Raw genomic sequence first — 23,058 nt, 5'->3', positions numbered from 1 at the left:
TTAGTTCGTTTCTACAAATGGCATTTCTGAATTGAAAATCTCATTTAATAATACAACAATTTCTTCGATATAACTTTCCATTATTTCGGGTGTGATAACTTGTTCCAATCCAGTTTCTGATTTAAAATTAAATGGCAAAAATCCCGATTTTAAATTCTTAAACGAAATAATTCCGGCTTCCATCTCTAAACCTTTAGAATCTGGTTGGTACATAAATGCATACGCTAGAATTTGGATAATTTTATCATTTCCAATGTCTTTGGTAAGGTCTTGCCATGTTTTTAGGATAACATCGTTTTTATCAACCTTCCCAGTTTTATAATCGATAATTCTAATTTTTCCGTCGCGGTTTTCAATACGGTCTACATTCCCGGCAATCTTAACTGGGAAAGGTAATTTTGGGTGTTCTAATACGCGCTCAAGTTTCGATTCGAGAGCAATAATTTGAATTTGATCTCCTTTTATTATTGATTCTAATTCGATTTTTAAGAAATTTTGGACATTTCGTTTGGCAACTTCAAAAGCTAATAGATTTCTACCTTTTTTAATTTCTCCTTCTTTATATTTTAATTTAAATTGTTTTAATACTTCTTCATCGACTTTTTTAAAGCAATTTTCAATATCATTTTCAATTATAATTTTGCCAATAAGTGGCTTGTATAATTCTTCTAATACTCCGTGAATAATAGTTCCTAATGTATTGGCAGCGATGTTTTCTTCTACTTCATCTGCTTCAGAGATTCGTAATATTCGTTGAAAATAAAATTGGATTGGATTTCGAATATAGGTTGTCAATGATGAAGGTGAAAACCCTTTTTCAGCAATTTCTTTAAGTCGAATTAGGACACTATCAGATTTTGGTATTATTACTGGTTGCGCTGACATTTCTGGAACCTCAGCATTATATATTTGAAAAGTTAAGTTGTGATTGTCTTGTTTTTCTACTTCTAATTGAGTGATAAAACGACTTTTTTCTCCCGCGTCTAAACCTTCGCTATCTGAATTATATAACAAATAGACATTCTTTGCACGTTGCAACAAATGATAAAAATGATAGGTATAAATTGCATCTTTTTCTTTAAATGTTGGCAACCCTAATTCTCTCTTTACATCAAAAGGAATAAAAGAATTCATGCTTTTTCCAGCAGGGAATTTACCTTCATTTACCGAAGTGATAATGACCGTTTCGAAATCCAGTACCCTACTTTCTAAAACCCCCATAATTTGCAAACCATTTAATGGCTCTCCTTCAAAAGAAACTTCGGCAACATCTACAATTTGCTTATAAATTGCATATAGCGTATCAATTGAATTTACATTGGTTGTAGTTGAAAAATAGGAAATTAACTGATTTATTATTTTATAAATAGAATAAACGAAGGCATTTGTTATTTTTTCTTCTTCGGTATCTTTACTCAAATTTGCTTTTATTAGTAATAATATTTGAGATATATTTTCTAATACTTTGAGTGGATCATTTTCCCATTTTTGAAATAATAATTGAAACAATTCATTCCCATTTGGATGCAAATCTTCCAACTTAGAATGTAAAATAAATGTAAAATTATTTTGGTTGATACAATATACTAGATCGGAAGTATTTAGGTAACTTTCCAAAAGTGGATGAGTCAAAATATCTAAAACCTCCTTATAATAAAAGACATAACTTTTAGAATTTCTTGTCAATGCATTGGTATGCATTTTAAAGAGTTTGGCTACAAGTAATTGTGCGGGGTTATTCTTACTAGAAAAACCCATAGTTATATTAAGAGCTCCAGCATTACTTGGCAAAGAATACAAGATAGGAAGTAACAGATTTTCTTCTCCGAGTACAACGGCAACATTTTGTAATTTGCCCTCCAACTCATGGCTGTGTTTTTCAATTAAGCTACCTACAATCTTTGCTTGACCTATTGATTTTGGAGTTCCAATTACTTGAATATTTTTCTCCTGTTTATAATCATTAGCAATCCATTCATAGGGATTGGATTTATAATAAGGCCATTCTGCTTGAAATCGTTGCTGAAAAAGTCCGGCATCGTGTTGCTTATCATTAATGAAGACAGAATCAATATCCCAAAATATTTTGGCTTTATCAAGAGTTAAAAGATGTTGTACGATCTTCTCTTCAGCTTGATTAAGTGCATTAAATCCGGCAAAAATGTATTTTTTATCTTTTACTAATTCAGAAAAATGATTAAGATTATTTACTGCTTCTCTATAAATCAAACCTTGATAACCGATGCCTTTTTCAAATAAATGTTGGTATAGAGAGTGATAATATACTGGTAATTTTTTCCAAAAAATAAGATGCTTTTCAATTAACTCAGTACGTTTATCAATGTCAACCGACCAGTGTTCGATCTCTTTAATATTTTCTAAATACTTTAAAACCTTATCAGGATCTAATAAATAGCGATCAATTTCATTAAAATCTTGTAAAAGTGTTTTAGCCCAATTTGCAAATGTCTCAAAAGATTCTTGATCAGTAGCTGTGATTTCAAGGTATACAGCATAAAACTCAAATAGTAATTCTACACTATCTATTGCTCTAATTCCTGCAATATCTTGCACAAAATCTTCAATACTAATTATTTCAGGAGCAAAAATGGTATTTGGTGTTTGCTTTAACAATGCATCGATAAGAAATACCTTTGCTCTTCTATTTGGTAGAATAATAATAGTATCAGATAACTTATCCGAATATTCCTTTAATAGTACTTGTGCAAGTTTATGTAAGAAAGAAGTGTTTTCCATCGGATAAATATAAAAAAAACGCCCCGAATATCGGGGCGTTTCTTAAAATATTTGGTTAGAAATTATTTTACTAATTTCACTTCAACTCTTCTGTTGTTAGCTTTACCAGCTTTAGTTTTGTTAGAATCGATTGGTTTATTTTGACCAAAACCAGATGAAGTTAATCTGTCAGCTGCAACTCCATTTTCTACTAAATAACCTTTAACTGCAGATGCTCTTTCTTCAGATAATCTTTGATTTAATGCAGCAGTTCCTGTAATATCAGTGTGTCCTTCAATGCTGAATTTAGCACTTGGATACTCTTTTAATATTGCAGTAATAGATTTTAATACTGAATAAGTTTGTTTTTGGAATGATGCTTTTCCGCTATCAAATAAAATTGTTTTAGCGTACTCATTTAATTTTTTCTCAGCGTCATCATTCATTTCTGGACAACCTTGATTAGCTACAGTTCCTGCAACTTCAGGACATTTATCGTCTTTATCTAAAACTTTATCTCCGTCTGAATCTGGCCATGGGCAACCTCCATTTTCTTTTGGACCTTTAACTTGAGGACATTTGTCTGATTTATCAGTAATTCCATCTCCATCAGCATCTGGACAACCTGCTAAAGCTTTGATGCCAGCAACTTCTGGACAAGCATCTTCTTTATCTGCGATTCCGTCTCCGTCTGTATCAGGACAACCATTAAAAGCAGCTAAACCTGCAACTTCTGGACAAGAATCATCTTTATCTATAATTTTATCTCCATCGGTATCAGGACATCCGTTGAATTCTTTAGGACCAGCTACTTCTGGACAAGCATCTAAGCGATCGTAAATCCCGTCACCGTCAGTATCTTTTGCTCCGAATTTGAAAACAATTCCAGCAGCATGTTGCATATAACTTGGAACATCTTGGTTAATAATTCTTGAAGAATTAAATGAGTTTTTATATGTAGATTGTAATTGTAAACCTACTTGTTTTGAAAACCAGTATGTCAATCCCAAACCTGCATTAATTGTTCCATAAGATGCTTTTCCAAAAAAAGTGTATCCACCTCCTACGTGAGCTGATGGTTCGATTGTTTTAGATTTAATTATATCTTGGAAGCTATAACTTACAATTCCATCGATTGCATAAAATCCTAAATCACCTGGATTTGACACCACCATTCCACGTGGATCAGCATTTGCAGCTGTTGGATCAAAATTGACAAATTTTGAGATTTTATTAAAAGATCCTGTTGCTCCAAAAGAAAATCCATCTCCAATATACTTAGTTAAACTAAGATAAGATACTGAAGGCAAAATGTTCCAATTATCATTGGCATCAAATGTTTGAGAAAATTGTTTGTCTAAAAATCCTAATCCGCTCCTACTAGCACTTACTCTAGTGTCTACCGCATTAAACCCGAAAGACACTGCCCATGAATTGTCGCTGTCTTGAGCCTGAGAAACTAATCCCATTAGCAACAATGCAGCAGTAATAAATTTGTTTACTTGTTTCATACTTAATTATTTAAATTATATATATAATAGTGCAAAAGTAATACCTATAAATGAATTATCAAAATATTAACGCTATAATTCTATATTAAATGATTGTTAAGGATTTACCTACTTCAATAAATGCATTTATTGCTTGGTCTAAATGTTCTTTAGAATGAGCTGCAGAAAGCTGAACTCGAATTCTCGCTTTATCTTTTGGAACAACTGGATAAAAGAAGCCAATTACGTAAATTCCTTTCTTTAAAAGTTCTTCTGCCATTACCTGAGAAAGCTTGGCATCATAAAGCATTACTGGGACTATAGCAGAATCCCCGTCAATAAAATCGATTCCGGCTGCTCGTAATCCAGCTTTGAAATAATTGGTATTCCACTCTAATTTATCTCTTAATGTTGTGTCCTTTTCTAGAAGTTCAAACACCTTAATTGATGCACCTACAATAGCAGGTGCCAAAGAATTTGAAAATAAATACGGACGCGAACGCTGACGTAAGATTTCTATTACTTCTTTTTTAGCGGTTGTATATCCTCCCATGGCGCCCCCAAGTGCTTTTCCAAGAGTTCCGGTAATGATGTCTACTCTTCCCATAACACCTTTAGCTTCAAGTGTGCCTTTACCCGTTGCGCCTATAAATCCGGCTGCATGGCATTCATCTACCATTACTAAGGCATCATATTTATCTGCCAAATCACAAATTTTATCCAGCGGAGCTACAATTCCATCCATAGAGAAAACTCCGTCAGTTACAATTAACTTAAAACGATGTCCCGCTTGTGTTGCTTTAATTAATTGTTGTTCTAAATCTTCCATATTGGAATTTTCGTATCTATATCGAACAGCTTTACATAAACGAACGCCATCAATAATTGAAGCGTGATTTAAACTGTCCGAAATTATGCAATCTTCTTCGCCTAAAAGTGGTTCAAAAACCCCTCCGTTAGCGTCAAAAGCAGCTGCATATAATATGGTGTCTTCCGTTCTGTAAAATTCGGCAATCTTTTTTTCTAAAGTTTTATGAATGTCCTGCGTTCCGCAAATGAAACGCACCGATGACATTCCGAAACCATGGGAATCTAAAGCGTCTTTCGCCGCCTGAATTACTTCGGGATGAGAAGACAACCCCAAATAATTATTAGCACAAAAATTTAAAACCGTTTTTCCATTAACCGTTATTTCTGCTCCTTGAGTAGAGGTGATGATGCGCTCTCTTTTAAAAATTCCATTTTGCTCAATGGCATTTAATTCATTTTGTAAGTGTTGTTGGATTTTTCCGTACATATTTTGGTATTGTTAGTTTTAAAATTAATTGCGGCTACAAATTTACAATATTGCAGTTTTCTCCAATATAAATCAGTGCTTTTTTAACCACTTTATATCCCATTTCTTCAATGGCTTTTTGATAATTTTCCAATTGCACTTGGTGTTTCGGCAAATGAGATCCCGTTTTATAATCCAATAAATAAATTTCATTCGATTTAGTTAGCACCATTCGGTCGGGTTTTACCAAGTTTCCTCCTTTTTGTATAATTGTTTTTTCGTTTAACACTTGAACCTCATCCGCAAAGAAATCAACCAACTCAGTATGTGATACAATTTCGCTAATTGTTTTGGTCACTTCAACTTTTTGCGCAGGCACAATTAATCCATTTTCAATGGCTTTAGTGATAGCCAAATCAACATCGTTTTTTGTTTTAATGAAAGAAAGTATTTCATGAATTGTATTTCCATATTCAATAGCATTTTGTTGCTTGGTATTCCACATAATACTTTCTCGTTGAGCAATTTTTATGCTTTTAAGATCTAACGGATCGGCTACTTGTTGAATTTGTAATAGTTCCTTATCGTCCTCTTTTTCTTGAGATAATTTCTTTGGTTGCCCAAATTCGTATACCAATTTACTTTCATCAAATCCTTTGTCTTTCAAAAAACCAATAAAATAAGATGATAAATTACTTGGCAATGTGCCGTCTTTTTTAATATTCATTGCCGAAATTACATGCAATTGCTCTTCGGCACGCGTTAAAGAAACATAAAGCACATTAATTATATCTAAGGTGTCTTCCTGCTTTTTCTGTTTGTATATTTGAGAAGCATCTGCACCATAACTTTCCACTTTACTACTTTTATCTACTAATGCTTTTGAAATTCCAATTTCATTTTCATCGGCATTAAGCCAAATTTTTTCTTTTGGAGCCCGACTAAAATCTTGTTCTGCAAAAGGCAAAATTACCACCGGAAATTCCAATCCCTTTGATTTATGAATGGTCATAATTCGAACGGCGTCATTTCCCTCAGGCGATGGAATACTTAGTTTTTCTCCGTTTTTATTCCAGTAGGATAGAAAATCAGAAATTCCAGCTTGATTTTTTAAATCTCTTTCCAAAACTATATCTAAGAAATATTGAATGTAGGCATTGCGTTTCGCAACCGGAATCACTTTAGAAATAATAATTTCTGTTGCTTCATAAAGTGATTTTTTTCTACAAACATCAAAAGAAAAATTCAAATCAAATTTCAACAACCAATCTTGAAACTCCTTTTCTTTTTTTAATGAAATGCCATGAGCAATAAAGTCAGAAATAGGTAAATTATGTTGGTGATTTACCGCCAAATAATACAAAAACTGCGCTTTTGATTCTTGATCGTTACTGTTTTTTAAATAGCGTAAGAAATTAATTACACACTGCACTTCTGTTGAGGCACCAATCAATATACTTTCAGAAGATAAAATTAAGACTCCGTTTTCGGTTAAATAATTTGCAATTGCTGTCCCTTGATTTTTTTTGCGGGTTAGAATTACAATATCTTTATTTTTAAATCCGTTCTTTTTTATTTCTTCAATTTTGGCTAAAGTTGCCTTGAGATACATTTGAAATTTGTCCGAATTTTCTTCTTCCTCATCTTCGTCTACTTTTGGTAAAAAAGAAATCGAAACCAATCCGCCTTTTTTATTGTTCTCGTTTTGATGGCTGTGATTTTCATACAAATCTTTATAATCTTTGTTTTCAAATTCACCCGACAAATACTTAAAAAACTTATTATTGAAATCAATTACCTCCGAATAACTTCTATAATTGGTATCCAAACTAAAAGGTTTCCAATCTGGATTTACAAATGGATTTGCGCCTTTTGCTAATTCAATAAATTGCTCGGCTTTACCACCGCGCCATCTGTAAATGGATTGCTTTGGATCACCAACCACAAGCAATGACCCTCTTTCGCCCTGCATGTCTTCACTTGACAACGCATTATCTATTAATGGAATCAAATTTTGCCATTGCATTTCGGAAGTATCCTGAAATTCATCTATGAAAAAATGGCGGTAACGTTCTCCTAATCGTTCGTAAATAAATGGCGCCGGTTGGTTTTGAATTTGCTCATTTATTAACTTATTAAATTCAGATATTGAAAGTATATTTTGCTCTTTTTGAATTTTAGCCAATTCATTACTGACCGTATTCAATAAAGAAAGTGGTGTAATATTTTTTAGGAACGCTTCGTAAAAATTCCGACTTTCAAATTTGATATAAATTGCCTCAAGAACAACTAATAAATCAGGAATTATTCCTTCAATAATGGCTGAATCTTTGGCAGTTTTATTAATTTTTATGTCTTCTGGTTCGCGATACGTTTTATTGCCTGGATTAAATTTCCGATTTTGGATACTTTCAATATGCTTAGGTAAATACCCTCCTGAAAATGATTTTACATCAATCCCTTTTTCGTTTATCAGTCGCATGGCTAGATTGGCCATTTCAACTGTTTCATCTTCAATTTCTTTGGAAAGCGCTTGTAATTTCTTTTTTATTTCTACAAATTCAGAAATGGATTTATCATTAAAATGCTTGATTTCTTCCCGATTATTTTCGTCTAAGATTAATTTACCAGTGTCCATAATTTCCCGAGAAACATCCCAAGATTTATCCTCATCAGTTTTTTGCATGGTAAATTCAACTAACAAATTAGTTAACGTAACATCCTCTCCTGCCTGAGCAATTAAAGCATCGATTGCTTCTGTCAACAAGTTTTCGGTATCCAAAGAAACTTCAAAAGTGATGGGTAAATTTAAATCGTGGGCAAAAGTTCGAATTACACGATGGGTAAATTTATCAATAGTAGAAATATCAAAAGCCGCATAATTATGAATCAAATTTTTAATAATACTCTTTGCTTTCAACTGAATATCTTGCAAACTCAAGCTGGTTTCGGCATTAATAACTTGCATTAATTCAAAAGCTTTTTCAGAAGGTTTGTCTTTCGTAAACTGAGTCAAACTCTCCACAACCCTGCTTTTCATTTCATGCACCGCTTTATTTGTAAAAGTGATGGCAAGTATGGATCGATAGGCATCTGGTTTTTTGGATAACAGAATAATTTTAAGGTATTCTTTTACCAAAGTATAGGTTTTTCCAGAACCTGCCGAAGCATCATATAAAGAAAAAGCGGGTTTATTTTGGGTCATATATTATGTAGTTCTGTTTTGAAAATTTATTTGATAAAAGTAAACCAATTTTAATTATTTGTTAATTGATAAATAGAATTTCTGTTTTAGAAGTTAAATGTATAAATTTGAAATCAATTTTAGTATTAACAAATAATAAATATATTATGGCATTTGAATTACCTCAATTACCTTACGCTTACGATGCGTTAGAACCACATATTGATGCACGCACAATGGAAATTCACCATTCAAAACATCATAATGCATACACGACCAACTTAAATGCTGCCATTGCAGGAACCGAATTAGAAGGAAAATCTATCGAAGAAATCCTTAAAAATTTGGATATGACTAAAGCAGCCATTCGAAATAATGGTGGTGGATTTTACAATCACAATTTGTTTTGGACTGTAATGTCTCCAAATGGTGGCGGATTGCCAACAGGCGAATTACTTGCGGCTATTGAAAAAGATTTTGGTTCATTTGAAGATTTTAAAGCAGCATTTGCCAAAGCGGGAGCTACACAATTTGGATCAGGTTGGGCTTGGCTTTGTGTTAAAGACGGTAAACTAGAAGTGTGTGGAACACCAAATCAAGATAATACATTAATGCCTGGTGTAGGTTGCGGCGGATTTCCAATTCTTGCAATGGATGTTTGGGAACATGCGTATTACTTAAACTATCAAAACCGTCGTCCTGATTATATTGAAGCTTTCTTCAATGTAATTAATTGGGCAGAAGTTTCTAAAAGATACGAATCGGCTAAATAATAATTAGTCCCTTTTCATATAAAAAAATCCCAATTCATGATTGGGATTTTTTTATGCTATTTCATTAAATTTTGTAACATCACCTCGGTCATCGAATCCATTTCATATTCGTGTTTCCAACCCCAATCTTCTCTTGCAGAAGAATCATCAATTGATGCTGGCCAGCTATCGGCAATTTTTTGTCTAAAATCGGGTTTATAGGAAATTGTAAAATTCGGAATGTGTTTTTTGATTTCTTCGGCAATCTCAGCTGGCGTAAAACTTATCCCCGCCAAATTATAAGACGATCTAATTTTCACATCCTCTTTATCGGCTTGCATAATTTCTACAGTGGCTCTAATGGCATCGTCCATATACATCATGGGCAACTTTGTTTCTTCCGAAAGAAAGCACTCAAACTTCCCTTTCTTCAATGCCTTATGGTAAATATCTACAGCATAATCGGTGGTGCCTCCTCCTGGCTCGGTAGTCCAACTGATTAAACCTGGATACCGAATGCTTCGCACATCCACTCCATATTGGTGGTGGTAATATTCGCACCAGCGTTCCCCGGTTTGTTTACTTATTCCGTAAACCGTGGTGGGCTCCATAATGGTATATTGTGGTGTGTTTTCTCTCGGAGTTGTTGGTCCAAAAACGGCTATACTCGAGGGCCAAAATATTTTTTTGATTTTTTTAGCTTTCGCCAAATTCAAGACATGAAACAACGAATTCATATTTAAGTCCCAAGCAAAGGCAGGGTTTTTTTCGGCTGTAGCCGATAATAAAGCCGCCATTAAATAGACATCAGTAATTTCATATTGCTCTACTAAATGTTGAATTTGATTGTAATCTAAGGCATTTACAACTTCAAAAATTCCGTTGTTTACGATATCATTATTTAGCTTTCTAATATCAGAGGCAATGACATTATCATTTCCATAAATGCTTCGCAGTTTTGTAGTTAACTCGGTTCCAATTTGACCGCAAGCACCAATAATCAATATTTTGGTAGACATAATTAGTTTGTTTGTGCTACAAATATAACGATTTCGTAAAGAATTTTGAAAACAATTCAGCCAACCTTGCCGCTAAAAAACATTTATCAATCCTTTCACAAAATCTCTAAAACAAAACTACTACTTTTGTATTTTTGTATTCTAATTCAAACTAGCGCCATGCCTTTTAAAAGCTTTTATTTTCTTTTGATACTTCTTTTGCTTGTTTCTTGTCAAAACAACAACAAGGAATTAATTGTGGAGCAACAAAAAGAAGCTGAAAAACGAGAAGTCATCTTTAACATTATAGAGCGTGGATGGGTATTTGATATTTCTCCTATTGAAGCTACTACGCAATCAAAAATTAATAATTGGGTAGAATGGCGCAACTTCATTACTGAAATCAATCAGAAGCCAAAAAGCAGCATTGGCGCATTTCAAAAAAAAGCAGCAGTTTTGTCTAAAAAAGCAATGGATTTGCAAATGAATATCCCCTTTGAATTTGATAACCAACAAATAAAAAGTAGAATTTCGGTTATTATAACCAAAGTTAAAAGTTTGGATTTATACATTCATTTGCGTCAAATTCCGGAGCAAAAAGTTATAAAACTAGTGAATGAGCTCAATACAGAAATTGACTACTTTCAATTGCAAATGGAAGAAATTGTAAAGCGTAGTCAGATTCCAATGGAAGAAGGCGAGCAAGACCTCATCAAAATGAAGGATACTACTAGAGCCATTCCAAACTAAATTTCAAAAATCCCCCTCTTGAATAAAAGTAGTTTTACTTCCGTTTATCAAAATTCGACCAAAGTTCAGCAGTTAGCCAACGCAATTCAACAACGCGATTGCAAAGTAAATGCTAAAGGATTATTGGGTTCGGCCTTGTCTTTGGTAATTGAAGCTGCTTTTGAAAAAGCAGAGTTGCCCTTTCTTTTATTATTTAACGATAAAGAAGAAGCGGCCTATTACCTCAACGATTTAGAGCAGCTATTGAACGACCAAGATGTATTGTTTTATCCGGGTTCGTACCGCCGTCCCTACCAAATTGACGAAACCGATAATGCCAATATTTTACTTCGATCGGAGGTTTTAAATCGAATAAATTCGCGCAAAAAACCAGCAATAATTGTTTCCTACGCCGAGGCTATTTTTGAAAAAGTAGTTACCAAAAAGGAACTTGAAAAAAATACATTCAAGATTTCGATAAACGACAAATTAGCCATTGATTTTATCAACGAAGTGCTGTTTGAATACAATTTTAAAAGAGTAGATTTTGTAACCGAGCCCGGAGAATTCTCGGTTCGTGGAGGAATTGTAGATGTATTTTCGTTCTCTAATGACAATCCGTATCGAATAGAGTTTTTTGGTAACGAAGTAGATTCTATTCGGAGTTTTGATGTAGAAACCCAACTTTCAATTGAAAAATTAAAGAAGGTTTCCATCATTCCAAATATGGAAAATAAATTTTTTGAAGAAAACCGAGAAAGCTTCCTTGATTATATTTCCGAAAAAACGGTACTTTTTATTCAGGATACTGATTTTACCGGACAACAATTAGACAAATATTTCGATAAAGCAACCGAAGCCTTTTCAAAATTAGATGCCACCGTAAACCGATTAGTTCCAGAGGAGTTATTTGTTAATCAAAAGCAATTTCTAAAAAAAGCGCTTCATTTTTCGGTGGTTGAATTAAGCAATACGCCTACATTTTCGATAGATAAAACGGTGGAATTTCATATCCAACCGCAACCTTCTTTCAACAAGCAATTTGATTTATTGCTAAATAATTTAAACGATAACAATTCCAACGGAATTAAGAATTATTTATTCTGTTCCAATGAAAGTCAGGCGAATCGTTTTCATGATATTTTTGAAGATATCGATGAAGAAAATCACGAGAGCATCCGGAAGCAATACCAAGCCGTAGTTTTTCCGCTTTATCAAGGTTTTATTGACGAAGAACATCAAATTGCCTATTATACCGACCACCAAATATTTGAACGCTACCATAAATTTAGCATCAAAAACGGGTATTCCAAAAAGCAAACCATCACGCTAAAAGAACTGAATTTACTAACCGTTGGTGATTATGTAACCCACATTGACCATGGAATTGGAAAATTTGGTGGTTTACAGAAAATTCAGGTGGAAGGTAAAACGCAAGAAGCCATAAAACTGGTTTATGCTGATAATGATATTGTGTATGTAAGTATTCATTCGCTGCATAAAATATCCAAATACAATGGAAAAGATGGCGCTCCGCCAAAAATTTATAAATTAGGTTCAAATGCTTGGAAGGCCTTAAAACAAAAAACCAAAGCACGAGTTAAACACATTGCATTCAATTTAATTCAGTTGTACGCTAAGCGAAGATTGGAAAAAGGATTTGCTTGCGCAACGGATAGTTACCTGCAAAAAGAGCTTGAAAGTTCGTTTATATATGAAGACACTCCCGATCAAATTACTGCAACATCCGATGTAAAATTGGATATGGAAAACGATCGCCCAATGGACCGATTGGTGTGTGGTGATGTTGGTTTTGGGAAAACCGAAGTAGCTATTCGAGCTGCATTTAAAGCAGTGGATAACGGAAAACAAGTGGCTGTTTTGGTGCCCACAACTATTTTGGCGTACCAACATTTCAGAACGTTTACCGAACGACTTAAAGAAATGCCGGTTACCATTGGGTATTTAAACCGTTTTAGAACCGCCAAAGAAAAAACCGAAACCCTTAAAGAATTAGCCGAAGGGAAACTTGATATTATTATTGGAACGCACCAACTAGTCAACAATAATGTGCAATTCAAAGATTTGGGGTTATTGATTATTGACGAAGAACAGAAATTTGGAGTAAATGTAAAAGACAAACTCAAAACGATTTCTGCCAATGTGGATACCTTAACTTTAACGGCAACCCCAATACCAAGAACCCTGCAGTTTTCATTAATGGCGGCAAGAGATTTGTCGGTAATAACTACGCCACCACCCAATAGATATCCAATTGAAACGCATGTGGTTCGTTTTCAAGAAGAGTTAATTCGGGATGCCATTTCTTATGAAATTCAGCGAAACGGACAAGTTTTCTTCATCAACAACCGTATTGAAAATATTAAAGAAGTTGCCGGAATGATCCAGCGTTTGGTTCCCGATGCCCGAGTTGGTATTGGCCACGGCCAATTGGATGGCAAGAAACTTGAAGAATTAATGTTGGCTTTTATGAATGGCGAATTTGATGTGTTGGTTGCCACCACGATTATTGAAAGCGGTTTGGATGTGCCTAATGCCAATACGATTTTCATTAATAACGCCAATAATTTTGGACTGTCTGATTTGCATCAAATGCGGGGTCGTGTGGGACGAAGTAACAAGAAGGCGTTTTGCTATTTCATTACCCCAGCTTATTCTGCAATGACCGATGATGCCCGGAAACGTATTCAGGCATTGGAGCAATTTTCAGAACTTGGAAGCGGTATAAATATTGCGATGAAAGATTTAGAAATTCGTGGTGCAGGGGATTTATTAGGTGGCGAACAAAGTGGTTTTATCAATGATATCGGATTTGATACCTATCAAAAAATCATGAATGAGGCCATTGAGGAATTGAAAGAAAATGAATTCAAAGAATTATACCCAACCGAAAACAACATCGAAACCAAAGAATATGTCAAAGATTTACAAATTGACACCGATTTCGAATTACTGTTTCCAGATGATTACATCAATAATATTACCGAGCGATTGAGTTTGTATAACGAACTGAGCGCTATAAAAGACGAAGAAGCATTACTAAAATACGAACAAAAACTTACCGATAGATTTGGCGCTTTGCCAAAAGAAGCGGTAGCCTTACTCAACTCCATCCGCATAAAATGGAAAGCAACCAGCATTGGTATAGAAAAATTAGTTTTGAAACAAGGTAAAATGGTGGGCTATTTTGTGGGCGATCAACAAAGTGATTTTTACCAATCCAATCGTTTTATGAAAATGGTGCAGTTTGTACAACACAACAGCGCCCTTTGTAAAATGAAAGAAAAAGAAACCAAAAACGGCTTGCGTTTGTTATTGACTTTCGAAAATGTAAAGTCAATTAATAAGGCTTTGGAATTAATGGAGAAAATGTAGGTTTTATTAAAAATAATAAAATGCTTCTTCAATATGTTCCAGATTATATTCCGTTCCTTCTTTGTGTATGGCAATAATATCAAAGCGCACTTCCACCTCTAAATCTTTAGCCAGCACATACTCGTTAACGGCTTTTACAAGCAGTTGGATTTTCTTTGGGGTAACAAAATCTTGGGGCAAACCAAAATCTATAGACGAACGGGTTTTGACTTCTACTATGGCTAAGACGCTTTGTTTTTGGGCAATAATATCTATTTCGGCTTTTTGGAATGTCCAGTTGGTTTCAAGAATTTCGTAGCCCTTTTGCTGAAGAAATTCTACAGCTAGTGCTTCGCCCTGCTTGCCAAGTTCGTTGTGTTCGGCCATATCGATTGCTGATTGAAGATTAACGATTTTTGATTTTTAGATTACTTCTTACTTCAGCAATCGTTAATCTTAATTCGTTAATCAAATGTTACTTTACTCTCTAAATCGTTTACCTCAAGGGTTACTTGTTTGCCGAGAACTAGGGCGTGGTTATCGGCAGAATGTCCTGCTGGGAAATTATAAATTACAGGAATGTTATAGGTTTTGGTTACATCGTCAATGATTTCGAGGGCATTTTTCCCCCAAGGGATTTCGTTGTCGTGCATTTTGGTCATACCGCCAACAATGATGCCCTTCAAACTTTCTAGACATCCATTGCGTTTCAAGTTCATCATCATGCGATCGATGTGGTATAAATACTCGTCGAGGTCTTCCATAAAAAGGATTTTATCGGTGCAATCGATAGCGGAAGTAGAACCCAAAAGACTGTACAAAATAGATAAATTCCCACCCACTAATTCACCTTTAGCTGAGCCATAGCGGTTCATTGGCTCGCACGGAACGGTATATGCTAAAGCTTCTCCAAATAATGCTTTTCGCAAACTTTCTTTGGCTTCTTCGGTTGCTTTCACGCTAACCGGCATAATCCCGTGAATGGAGGCAAATCCTAAATTATTTAAATGGCTGTGCAAAACCGTTACATCACTAAAGCCAACTATCCATTTTGGTGACTGCTTGAATTTTGTAAAATCGAGTAAATCGATCATTCTTACCGTTCCATAACCTCCGCGAACGCACCATATTGCTTTGATGTTTGGGTTGTCCATCATGGCTTGAAAATCGGCAGCACGCTCTTGGTCGGTGCCGGCAAGTTGGTTGTTATCTAACCCAATGGTTTTCCCAATTACCACTTCCAATCCCCAGTTGTGCAACCAACCAATTGCAGTTTGTAAGTTTTCTTCCACATTTTTACGAGCAGTTGCAACTATGGCAATGGTATCGCCTTTTTTTAAATAGGGAGGTATAATCATCTTTTTTTGTGCATGAAGGTTAGTAAAAACTAAAGAAATAAGAAAATAGAATAGGTATTTTTTCATTTTGATTATTGAAAAATCAAATACAAATATATAAATTAAGTTGTAATGAAATTAAAAGCCTAGCCCAGATTGAAACGGAAATCCTTTTCATTTTTTCTTTAAAAATGAAAAGATTGCAGTGTAAAGCTGGACCCAAGCTCCAAAAAAGCAAATTAGAGAAGCAAATTGATTCAGATTGCCACGTTACTCACTATGACAATAAATAATTGCTTATTTTTGCATTTTATATAGCGAATTATCATGTTAGAAAATCCAAAAAGATATACCATTACGGCTGCGTTGCCTTACACGAACGGGCCAATTCATATAGGGCATTTGGCAGGTGTTTATGTGCCGTCGGATATTTATGCACGTTACTTGCGTTTGCAAGGTAGAGAGGTGCTTTTCGTTTGCGGAAGCGATGAACACGGCGTTGCCATTTCTATGAAGGCCAAAAAGGAAGGCATCACACCGCAAGAAGTGATTGATAAATACGACGGAATTATCCGCAAGTCGTTTATTGATTTTGGAATTTCATTTGATAATTATTCGCGAACCTCATCAAAAATTCACCACGATACCGCATCGGAATTTTTTAAAAAATTATACGATAACGGCGATTTCATAGAAGAAGTTACCGAGCAATTGTATGATGCTAAAGCCGATCAGTTTCTTGCCGATCGCTTTGTGATTGGAACTTGCCCAAAATGCAACAACGGAGAGGCTTATGGCGATCAATGTGAAAAATGTGGGTCAACCTTAAATGCTACCGATTTAATTAACCCGAAGTCAACCATTACAGGGGAAACACCTATTTTAAAATCGACTAAACATTGGTTTTTACCTTTAGATCGATACCAAGATTTCTTGAAAGATTGGATTTTAGTAGGTCATGAAAAAGATTGGAAAAACAATGTTTTAGGTCAGGTGAAATCGTGGTTGGACGATGGTTTAAAACCTCGTGCGGTTACCCGTGATTTAGATTGGGGAATTGATGTTCCTGTGGCTGGTGCCGAAGGAAAAAAATTATATGTGTGGTTTGATGCGCCAATTGGCTATATCTCGGCTACCAAAGAATGGGCTGCTCGTGAAGGAAAAGCTTGGGAACCGTATTGGAAAGATGCCGAAACGAAATTAGTCCACTTTATTGGAAAAGACAATATTGTGTTTCACTGTATTATTTTTCCAGCAATGTTGAAAGCCGAAGGAAGTTATATTTTACCAGATAATGTGCCGGCAAATGAGTTTTTGAATTTAGAAGGAAACAAACTTTCGACTTCTAAAAACTGGGCCGTTTGGTTGCACGAATATTTATTAGATTTTCCTGATAAACAAGATTCGTTGCGCTATGCTTTAACGGCAAATGCACCAGAAAATAAAGATAATGATTTCACTTGGAAGGATTTTCAAGCGAGGAACAACAATGAATTGGCTGCTATTTTTGGGAATTTCATCAATCGCGTGGTGGTTTTAACCAATAAATACTACAACGGAATTGTTCCACAACCAAATGAGTTTAATGTAATTGACGAACAAACTTTAGCCGAATTAAAAGCCTATCCAGCAGTGATTTCAAGTTCTGTTGAGCGTTATCGCTTTAGAGAAGCGCAAGGTGAATTGATGAATGTAGCGCGTTTAGGGAATAAATATTTGGCTGATGAAGAGCCATGGAAGATGGTGAAAACCGATCCCGATCGCGTGCAAACGCAAATGTATGTGGCTTTGCAAATTGCAGCTGCTTTACGCGTGTTGTGTGAGCCCTTCTTGCCGTTTACCGCTTGTAAATTGTCAGGAATATTAAAAACCGATTTAAACTTGGGTTGGAATGACATTTCTGAAAGAAGTGATTTACTTCCTTCAGGACACCAAATTGGAGAAGCGGAAATATTATTTGCCCAAATTGAAGATGCTGAAATTCAAAAACAAATTGACAAACTTGAAGCTACCAAAAAAGCAAATGTGGAAGAGATTGCTTCGTCCCTCGCAATGATTGAACCACAAAAAGAAACCGCAACTTTCGATGATTTTTCAAAATTAGATTTGCGTGTTGGAACAATATTGGAAGCCGAAAAAATGCCTAAAGCCAACAAACTTTTAGTATTAAAAGTAGATACCGGAATAGATGTAAGAACTATCGTTTCTGGAATTGCTGAACATTTTTCACCGGAAGAAGTGATTGGAAAACGCGTTACAGTTTTAGTGAACTTGGCTCCAAGAGCTTTACGCGGAGTTGAAAGTCAAGGAATGATTTTGATGAGTAACAACGCCGAAGGGAAGTTGGTATTTGTAAATCCGGATGTAGACGGCGTAGCGAATGGCGCATTAATTAGCTAATGAAGCAAAAACTAAATCTAGATACCTGGAATAGAAAGGAGCATTTCTTATTTTTTAAACAAATGGAAGAACCCTTTTTTGGAGTTACCACTACAATAGATTGTACTAAAGCATTTGAAAAATCAAGAGAATTAGGAGTTTCGTTTTTCTCCTATTATCTTCATAAAACCTTAGTTGCTGTAAATGCTATAGAATCCTTTCGCTACCGAATTATTGGTGACGAAGTTTATGTCTTTGATCAAATAAATGCTTCGGCAACGGTATTGCGAGAAGATAAAACATTTAGCTTTTCGTTAATGGAATATCATGAAGATGCAATTCAATTTTCTGAAATAGTAAAAAAAGAAATTGCCCGAATTCAAACTACTACAGGCCTATTTACTCGAGAAGAATATGGCGAGAATTTAATTCATTTTTCGGCTTTACCTTGGATAAAATTTGAATCGTTTAGCCATGCACGAAGTTTCACTTGGCCCGACAGTTGTCCTAAAATATCCTTTGGAAAAATAACCGAAGAAAAAGGTAAAAAAACAATGCCAATTTCAATTCATGTTCACCACGGTTTAATGGATGGTTATCATGTAGGACTATTTATTGAATACTTGGAAAAATTGATGAATACTTAAATAAATTTAACTAACCCCAAAATGAATTATTATTGAGGTTAGTTAGAATTTACTACTTCCCTAAAAGCAAAATTTCATTTGCAACTACATCGGTCACGTAACGTTTTTCGCCGTTTTTATCATCGTAGGAACGGTGGGCTAGTTTCCCTTCAATGGCAATTTCTTTTCCTTTAGTTACATATTTTTCAATAATATCGGCAGTTTTGCCCCAAGCGGTTACTCGGTGCCATTCCGTTTGTTCGACTTTGTCACCATTTTCTTTATAATATACCTCGTTGGTTGCGATGGTAATATTGGCTACTTTTTTACCTCCTTCAAGGGTTTTGATTTCTGGGTCTTGTCCTACATGTCCAATTAATTGTACTCGGTTTCTTAATGCATTCATGGCGTTTAAATTTTAAATTGTTTAAATTACTTTTGAAAAAAGCAGGTGAATTCAATTGCTTTCGTCGATACAAATTTGTTGCAGTTTTGAAATTTTATTCGGTGAATAACCATTTACTTTCGGTTGTAACTACTTGTAAGCGTTTGTAATTGGAATTTTTTAATTATATTTGATAGACATTACTTGAGCAAGATGCAAAAAAACTGTCTAGAATGTAACGAGAAAATTGTGGGTCGGGAGGACAAAAAGTTCTGCAGCGATGGCTGTCGCAATGCCTATAATAATAAAATCAATAAAGACAGCACCAATTACATGCGCAACATCAATAATAAATTGCGTAAGAATTATCGAATACTTTCCGAATTAAACATTGATGTTAAGTCAAAAACTACCCGATCTAAATTATTGAATAAAGGGTTTGATTTTGAATATTTCACTTCTATATTAAATACCAAAACTGGAAATACCTACTATTTTGTATACGATCAAGGCTACATGGCCTTGGAATCTGATTTTTTTATTATAGTTAAAAAAGATAAATAGTGCCTTATGAAAAATAAATTATCCTCTATTTCAATTAGTATCATAGTAGCTGTTTTGCTTCTAGCTGTTTTTTTTCTAAACAGTCCGCATGGCGAAGATTCTCCTGATGCACCAATGTCAGAATTTTCAGCTTCTAGAGCTTTAAAGACGGTAAAAAAAATGTCCGAAAAGCCTCATTTTGTAGGTTCTGAAAATCACGAAGTGGTTGCCAATTATTTGGTTAAAGAACTTCAAAATTTGGGGTTACAACCTTCTTTTCAAGAAGGGTTTACGATGACGGAAAAAGGGACTTTAGTAAAATCAAAAAATATTATTGCAACCATAAAAGGAACCGTACCTACTAATAAAGCATTGCTATTGCTTTCACATTATGATAGCGCGCCCCATTCCTATTCCCATGGTGCAAGCGACGATGCTAGTGGCGTGGCAACAATTTTAGAATCAGTTAGAGCCTTTTTACATGCCAATACCAAACATAAAAATGATATTATTATTCTTTTTACTGATGCCGAGGAATTGGGATTAAATGGCGCGGCTTTATTTGTTACCCAACATCATGCAGCGAAAAAAGTTGGCTTGGTACTTAATTTGGAAGCGAGAGGAAGTTCGGGGCCAGGGTATATGCTTTTAGAAACCAATGACGGGAATGCCAATATGATCGATGCCTTTGGCAAAGGCGGTGTTACTTATCCGGTAGGAAATTCCTTAATGTATAGCATTTATAAAATGCTTCCCAACGACACCGATTTAACCGTATTTAGAGAAAAAGGAAAGATTCAAGGATTTAATTTTGCCTTTATTGATAGCCATTTCAACTACCATACGCAGCAGGACACCTACCAACATCTCGACCCAAATACCTTAGCGCACCAAGGTGGTTACTTATTCCCGTTGCTTAATTATTTTTCGAATTCCGATTTATCACAATTAAATTCCACCCAAGATAAAGTTTATTTCAACGCTCCATTTTTTATCGCCAAATATCCTTTTAGTTGGATAATTCCTATGGTTTTTCTGGGGATTTTCTTTTTTGGATTATTTATTTTTTTAGGAATTGGGAAAAAAATATTTCATTTTAAAGAGCTCCTCACAGGCTTTATTCCTCTATTTGGATCTTTATTTACTGCGGGGTTAATCAGCTTTATTGGATGGAAAATTATTTTATTTTGTTATCCGCAATATCAAGATATTCTGCAAGGATTTACTTACAATGGTCACGATTATATATTCGCATTTATTTGTTTCACTCTTGCCATTTGCTTTTGGTTTTACAGAAAATACAACAAGAAAAACTCCGAAATTGTAATTCAAATTCCGGTTTTATTTATTTGGTTACTACTAAATTTAGCCATTGCATTTTTCCTAAAAGGAGCTGCGTTTTTAATTATTCCGGTATTGGCAAGTATAGTCTTATTGGGCATTTTTGTATTAACTCAAAAAACGAATAGCTATTTAAATTTACTGATGTCTATTCCGGCATTACTGATTTTAGTTCCGCTTATTACCATGTTTCCGGTGGGATTGGGACTTAAAATTTTAGTTGGAAGTGCTATTTTAACAGTGCTATGCTTTGGGTTGTTATTGCCGCTTTTCAATTCGTTTCCACGAAAAGAAATTTGGGCCATTTTCTTCTTATTATTAGGATTAGCCTTCCTTATTAAAGCGCACCAATATGCAGGATATGTAAACGGAAAAGGGAAGCCAAACAGTTTGGTTTACATTTTAAATAGCGATACCAAAAAAGCCTATTGGGCAACTTACGACAGCAATTTAGACGAATGGACCAAAACCTATTTAGGAGAAAATCCAAAAATAGCAACGCCTTTAAACGCCAATAAATTATACAGTAAATATGGTTCCGAATATACTTTTATGGCCGCTGCGCCAATTAAGAATATTGCCAAACCAACAATAGAATTTCTTACGGATTCATTGTCTGGAAACAACCATTTTTACAAAATTAAAATCACTCCAAATAGGAAAGTGAATCGTTATGATATTTTTGCAAATGAAAAACTGAAGCCAACTATTTTGGCAGCTAATGGGGTCAAATCCTTAGATATAAAAAGCAATATTATTTCGAAAAAAAGCAACAAATTACTGAGTTATTATGTTGTGGATAACATTCCTTTGACGCTAGAATTTTCGATTCCTCAAAATCAAAAACTAGAATTCGATTTAGTAGAAAGTTCGTTTGATTTAATGTCAAACAATCAATTTAATATGGCGACAAGAAAAAACTGGATGATTTCAAAACCATTTGTGTTGACCGATGCCGTGCTAATTCAACAGAAAATTGTAGCCCCAATCAAGTAAAAATGAAACAAATTAGTATTCTTGGTTGTGGTTGGTTGGGATTTCCATTAGCAAAATCATTGCTTCAAAAAGGGTATTTGATTAACGGATCTACTACTACTTTAGAGAAAATTTCGGTGCTTGAACATGCTGGAATTACGCCTTTTTTTATTCAATTATCAGAAGATAAAATAGTTGGCGAAATGGATTCCTTTTTGGAAAATTCCGAAATTCTAATTATTGATATACCTCCTATATTGCGTCGAGCTTCTTCAAATACTTCGACAGGGCTCAGCAAGACATTTGTAGAAAAGATTCAAAATTTGATTCCGTTTATTGAAAAATCTTCGGTGAAGAAAGTGCTTTTTGTGAGTTCGACTTCGGTGTATGCAGATGAAAATGCATCGCTTACCGAAGCCTCGATTCCCAATCCAGATACCGAAAGCGGAAAACAGTTATTAGATGCAGAAATGCTTTTGCAAAGCAATGAAAAATTTGAAACCGCTGTTATTCGTTTTGGAGGTTTGATTGGATCAGATCGGCACCCGATAAAATTTCTTTCTGGCAAAACCAATATTGAAAATCCGGATGCACCAATTAATTTAATTCATCAGGAAGATTGCATCGGAATTATTGAAAAAATTATTCGTGAGGCTCAAAATGACAATTTCAGTTGGAACGAAACCTTTAATGCGGTTGCGCCCTTTCATCCAACCCGAAAAGAATATTACACTCAAAAAGCAATTGAATTCAACTTGCCTTTGCCACATTTTAATGAAAGCAAACCTTCTATCGGAAAATTAATACAAAGCGAAAAAGTAGAACGCGTTTTAGGGTATTCGTTTAATAATATAAAATTATAAATAGCATAGCTAGAAAGTCTTCGACAAGCTCAGACTAACATTAAATAAAAAAGGCGCAATTTCTTGCGC

16 protein-coding genes are annotated in these 23,058 nt (G+C 34.7%); 8 read left to right on the top strand and 8 right to left on the bottom strand.

The annotated features are described in order from the left end of the window. The 4 genes from ABWO08_RS02690 to ABWO08_RS02675 all read right to left on the bottom strand — a co-directional run bounded on the left by ABWO08_RS02690 (window position 1) and on the right by ABWO08_RS02675 (window position 8,707). Complete coding sequence (locus tag ABWO08_RS02690; protein WP_353083509.1) at window positions 1-2,757, bottom strand: PD-(D/E)XK nuclease family protein; 2,757 nt, start codon at window positions 2,755-2,757, stop codon at window positions 1-3. Between the two features lie 62 nt (window positions 2,758-2,819). Continuing rightward, entirely contained in the window at window positions 2,820-4,247 is a 1,428-nt protein-coding gene (locus tag ABWO08_RS02685; RefSeq protein WP_353083508.1) for an OmpA family protein, read from the bottom strand. A gap of 85 nt (window positions 4,248-4,332) precedes the next feature. Beyond that, window positions 4,333-5,523: a glycine C-acetyltransferase gene (kbl, locus tag ABWO08_RS02680; protein ID WP_353083507.1), complete on the bottom strand. Its 1,191-nt coding sequence runs from the start codon at window positions 5,521-5,523 to the stop codon at window positions 4,333-4,335. Between the two features lie 34 nt (window positions 5,524-5,557). Then, a complete protein-coding gene (locus ABWO08_RS02675) occupies window positions 5,558-8,707 on the bottom strand; it encodes a UvrD-helicase domain-containing protein (RefSeq protein ID WP_353083506.1) in 3,150 nt (1,049 codons plus the stop codon). A 146-nt stretch (window positions 8,708-8,853) separates the two neighbouring features. Here ABWO08_RS02675 and ABWO08_RS02670 point away from each other — a divergent pair, with 146 nt between their 5' ends. Further along, window positions 8,854-9,459, top strand: a complete 606-nt coding sequence (locus ABWO08_RS02670; RefSeq protein WP_353083534.1) for a superoxide dismutase — start codon at window positions 8,854-8,856, stop codon at window positions 9,457-9,459. 56 nt (window positions 9,460-9,515) lie between these two features. Here the strand turns inward: ABWO08_RS02670 and ABWO08_RS02665 are convergent, their stop codons facing one another. Further along, window positions 9,516-10,457 (bottom strand): L-threonine 3-dehydrogenase, encoded by a 942-nt coding sequence (locus ABWO08_RS02665; RefSeq protein ID WP_353083505.1) that lies wholly within the window; start codon window positions 10,455-10,457, stop codon window positions 9,516-9,518. Between the two features lie 159 nt (window positions 10,458-10,616). Here ABWO08_RS02665 and ABWO08_RS02660 point away from each other — a divergent pair, with 159 nt between their 5' ends. Further along, window positions 10,617-11,186, top strand: a complete 570-nt coding sequence (locus ABWO08_RS02660; RefSeq protein ID WP_353083504.1) for a hypothetical protein — start codon at window positions 10,617-10,619, stop codon at window positions 11,184-11,186. Window positions 11,187-11,270: 84 nt separating this feature from the next. Continuing rightward, window positions 11,271-14,561: a transcription-repair coupling factor gene (mfd, locus tag ABWO08_RS02655; protein WP_502902944.1), complete on the top strand. Its 3,291-nt coding sequence runs from the start codon at window positions 11,271-11,273 to the stop codon at window positions 14,559-14,561. Window positions 14,562-14,567: 6 nt separating this feature from the next. Here the strand turns inward: mfd and ABWO08_RS02650 are convergent, their stop codons facing one another. Together ABWO08_RS02650 and ABWO08_RS02645 are read right to left on the bottom strand one after the other, a co-directional pair. After that, on the bottom strand, window positions 14,568-14,927 hold the full coding sequence (locus ABWO08_RS02650; protein WP_353083502.1) for a YraN family protein: 360 nt from the start codon (window positions 14,925-14,927) through the stop codon (window positions 14,568-14,570). A 77-nt stretch (window positions 14,928-15,004) separates the two neighbouring features. Beyond that, the gene (locus tag ABWO08_RS02645) at window positions 15,005-15,898 is read right to left on the bottom strand and encodes a S66 peptidase family protein (RefSeq protein WP_502902943.1); all 894 of its coding nucleotides are present in this window, start codon (window positions 15,896-15,898) and stop codon (window positions 15,005-15,007) included. Window positions 15,899-16,204: 306 nt separating this feature from the next. On the opposite strand from ABWO08_RS02645, the gene metG reads away from it, so the two are divergent. Both metG and ABWO08_RS02635 read left to right on the top strand, forming a co-directional pair. Next, the gene (gene metG, locus ABWO08_RS02640; protein WP_353083500.1) at window positions 16,205-18,277 is read left to right on the top strand and encodes a methionine--tRNA ligase; all 2,073 of its coding nucleotides are present in this window, start codon (window positions 16,205-16,207) and stop codon (window positions 18,275-18,277) included. Further along, window positions 18,277-18,903 carry a CatA-like O-acetyltransferase gene (locus tag ABWO08_RS02635; protein ID WP_353083499.1) on the top strand — a complete coding sequence of 209 codons (627 nt, stop codon included), beginning with the start codon at window positions 18,277-18,279 and terminating at the stop codon, window positions 18,901-18,903. The genes metG and ABWO08_RS02635 overlap by 1 nt, the downstream gene beginning before the upstream one ends. A 52-nt stretch (window positions 18,904-18,955) precedes the next feature. Here the strand turns inward: ABWO08_RS02635 and ABWO08_RS02630 are convergent, their stop codons facing one another. Then, a complete protein-coding gene (locus ABWO08_RS02630) occupies window positions 18,956-19,288 on the bottom strand; it encodes a single-stranded DNA-binding protein (protein ID WP_353083498.1) in 333 nt (110 codons plus the stop codon). A 192-nt stretch (window positions 19,289-19,480) separates the two neighbouring features. On the opposite strand from ABWO08_RS02630, the gene ABWO08_RS02625 reads away from it, so the two are divergent. The 3 genes from ABWO08_RS02625 to ABWO08_RS02615 are packed head-to-tail and all read left to right on the top strand — an operon-like array spanning window position 19,481 to window position 22,989. After that, window positions 19,481-19,831: a hypothetical protein gene (locus ABWO08_RS02625; protein WP_353083497.1), complete on the top strand. Its 351-nt coding sequence runs from the start codon at window positions 19,481-19,483 to the stop codon at window positions 19,829-19,831. Between the two features lie 6 nt (window positions 19,832-19,837). Then, entirely contained in the window at window positions 19,838-22,147 is a 2,310-nt protein-coding gene (locus ABWO08_RS02620) for a M20/M25/M40 family metallo-hydrolase (RefSeq protein WP_353083496.1), read from the top strand. A gap of 2 nt (window positions 22,148-22,149) precedes the next feature. Next, window positions 22,150-22,989, top strand: coding sequence for a Rossmann-fold NAD(P)-binding domain-containing protein (locus tag ABWO08_RS02615; RefSeq protein WP_353083495.1), 840 nt, complete (start codon window positions 22,150-22,152; stop codon window positions 22,987-22,989). Window positions 22,990-23,058 lie beyond the last annotated feature (69 nt).

It is taken from the genome of Flavobacterium sp., from assembly GCF_040383245.1.
Lineage (GTDB): Bacteria > Bacteroidota > Bacteroidia > Flavobacteriales > Flavobacteriaceae > Flavobacterium.
Note: the sequence above shows the minus strand (reverse complement) of the source record. Positions and strands in the feature narration are given on the sequence as shown.

What these genes read in the sequence shown, in the direction of transcription:
- ABWO08_RS02645 (WP_502902943.1), bottom strand. Translation starts at nt 15,898, where the DNA reads ATGATTATACCTCCCTATTTAAAAAAAGGCGATACCATTGCCATAGTT.
- ABWO08_RS02630 (WP_353083498.1), bottom strand. Translation starts at nt 19,288, where the DNA reads ATGAATGCATTAAGAAACCGAGTACAATTAATTGGACATGTAGGACAA.
- ABWO08_RS02665 (WP_353083505.1), bottom strand. Translation starts at nt 10,457, where the DNA reads ATGTCTACCAAAATATTGATTATTGGTGCTTGCGGTCAAATTGGAACC.
- ABWO08_RS02670 (WP_353083534.1), top strand. Translation starts at nt 8,854, where the DNA reads ATGGCATTTGAATTACCTCAATTACCTTACGCTTACGATGCGTTAGAA.
- ABWO08_RS02650 (WP_353083502.1), bottom strand. Translation starts at nt 14,927, where the DNA reads ATGGCCGAACACAACGAACTTGGCAAGCAGGGCGAAGCACTAGCTGTA.
- ABWO08_RS02675 (WP_353083506.1), bottom strand. Translation starts at nt 8,707, where the DNA reads ATGACCCAAAATAAACCCGCTTTTTCTTTATATGATGCTTCGGCAGGT.
- kbl (WP_353083507.1), bottom strand. Translation starts at nt 5,523, where the DNA reads ATGTACGGAAAAATCCAACAACACTTACAAAATGAATTAAATGCCATT.
- ABWO08_RS02625 (WP_353083497.1), top strand. Translation starts at nt 19,481, where the DNA reads ATGCAAAAAAACTGTCTAGAATGTAACGAGAAAATTGTGGGTCGGGAG.
- ABWO08_RS02620 (WP_353083496.1), top strand. Translation starts at nt 19,838, where the DNA reads ATGAAAAATAAATTATCCTCTATTTCAATTAGTATCATAGTAGCTGTT.
- ABWO08_RS02635 (WP_353083499.1), top strand. Translation starts at nt 18,277, where the DNA reads ATGAAGCAAAAACTAAATCTAGATACCTGGAATAGAAAGGAGCATTTC.
- ABWO08_RS02660 (WP_353083504.1), top strand. Translation starts at nt 10,617, where the DNA reads ATGCCTTTTAAAAGCTTTTATTTTCTTTTGATACTTCTTTTGCTTGTT.
- ABWO08_RS02685 (WP_353083508.1), bottom strand. Translation starts at nt 4,247, where the DNA reads ATGAAACAAGTAAACAAATTTATTACTGCTGCATTGTTGCTAATGGGA.
- ABWO08_RS02615 (WP_353083495.1), top strand. Translation starts at nt 22,150, where the DNA reads ATGAAACAAATTAGTATTCTTGGTTGTGGTTGGTTGGGATTTCCATTA.
- metG (WP_353083500.1), top strand. Translation starts at nt 16,205, where the DNA reads ATGTTAGAAAATCCAAAAAGATATACCATTACGGCTGCGTTGCCTTAC.
- ABWO08_RS02690 (WP_353083509.1), bottom strand. Translation starts at nt 2,757, where the DNA reads ATGGAAAACACTTCTTTCTTACATAAACTTGCACAAGTACTATTAAAG.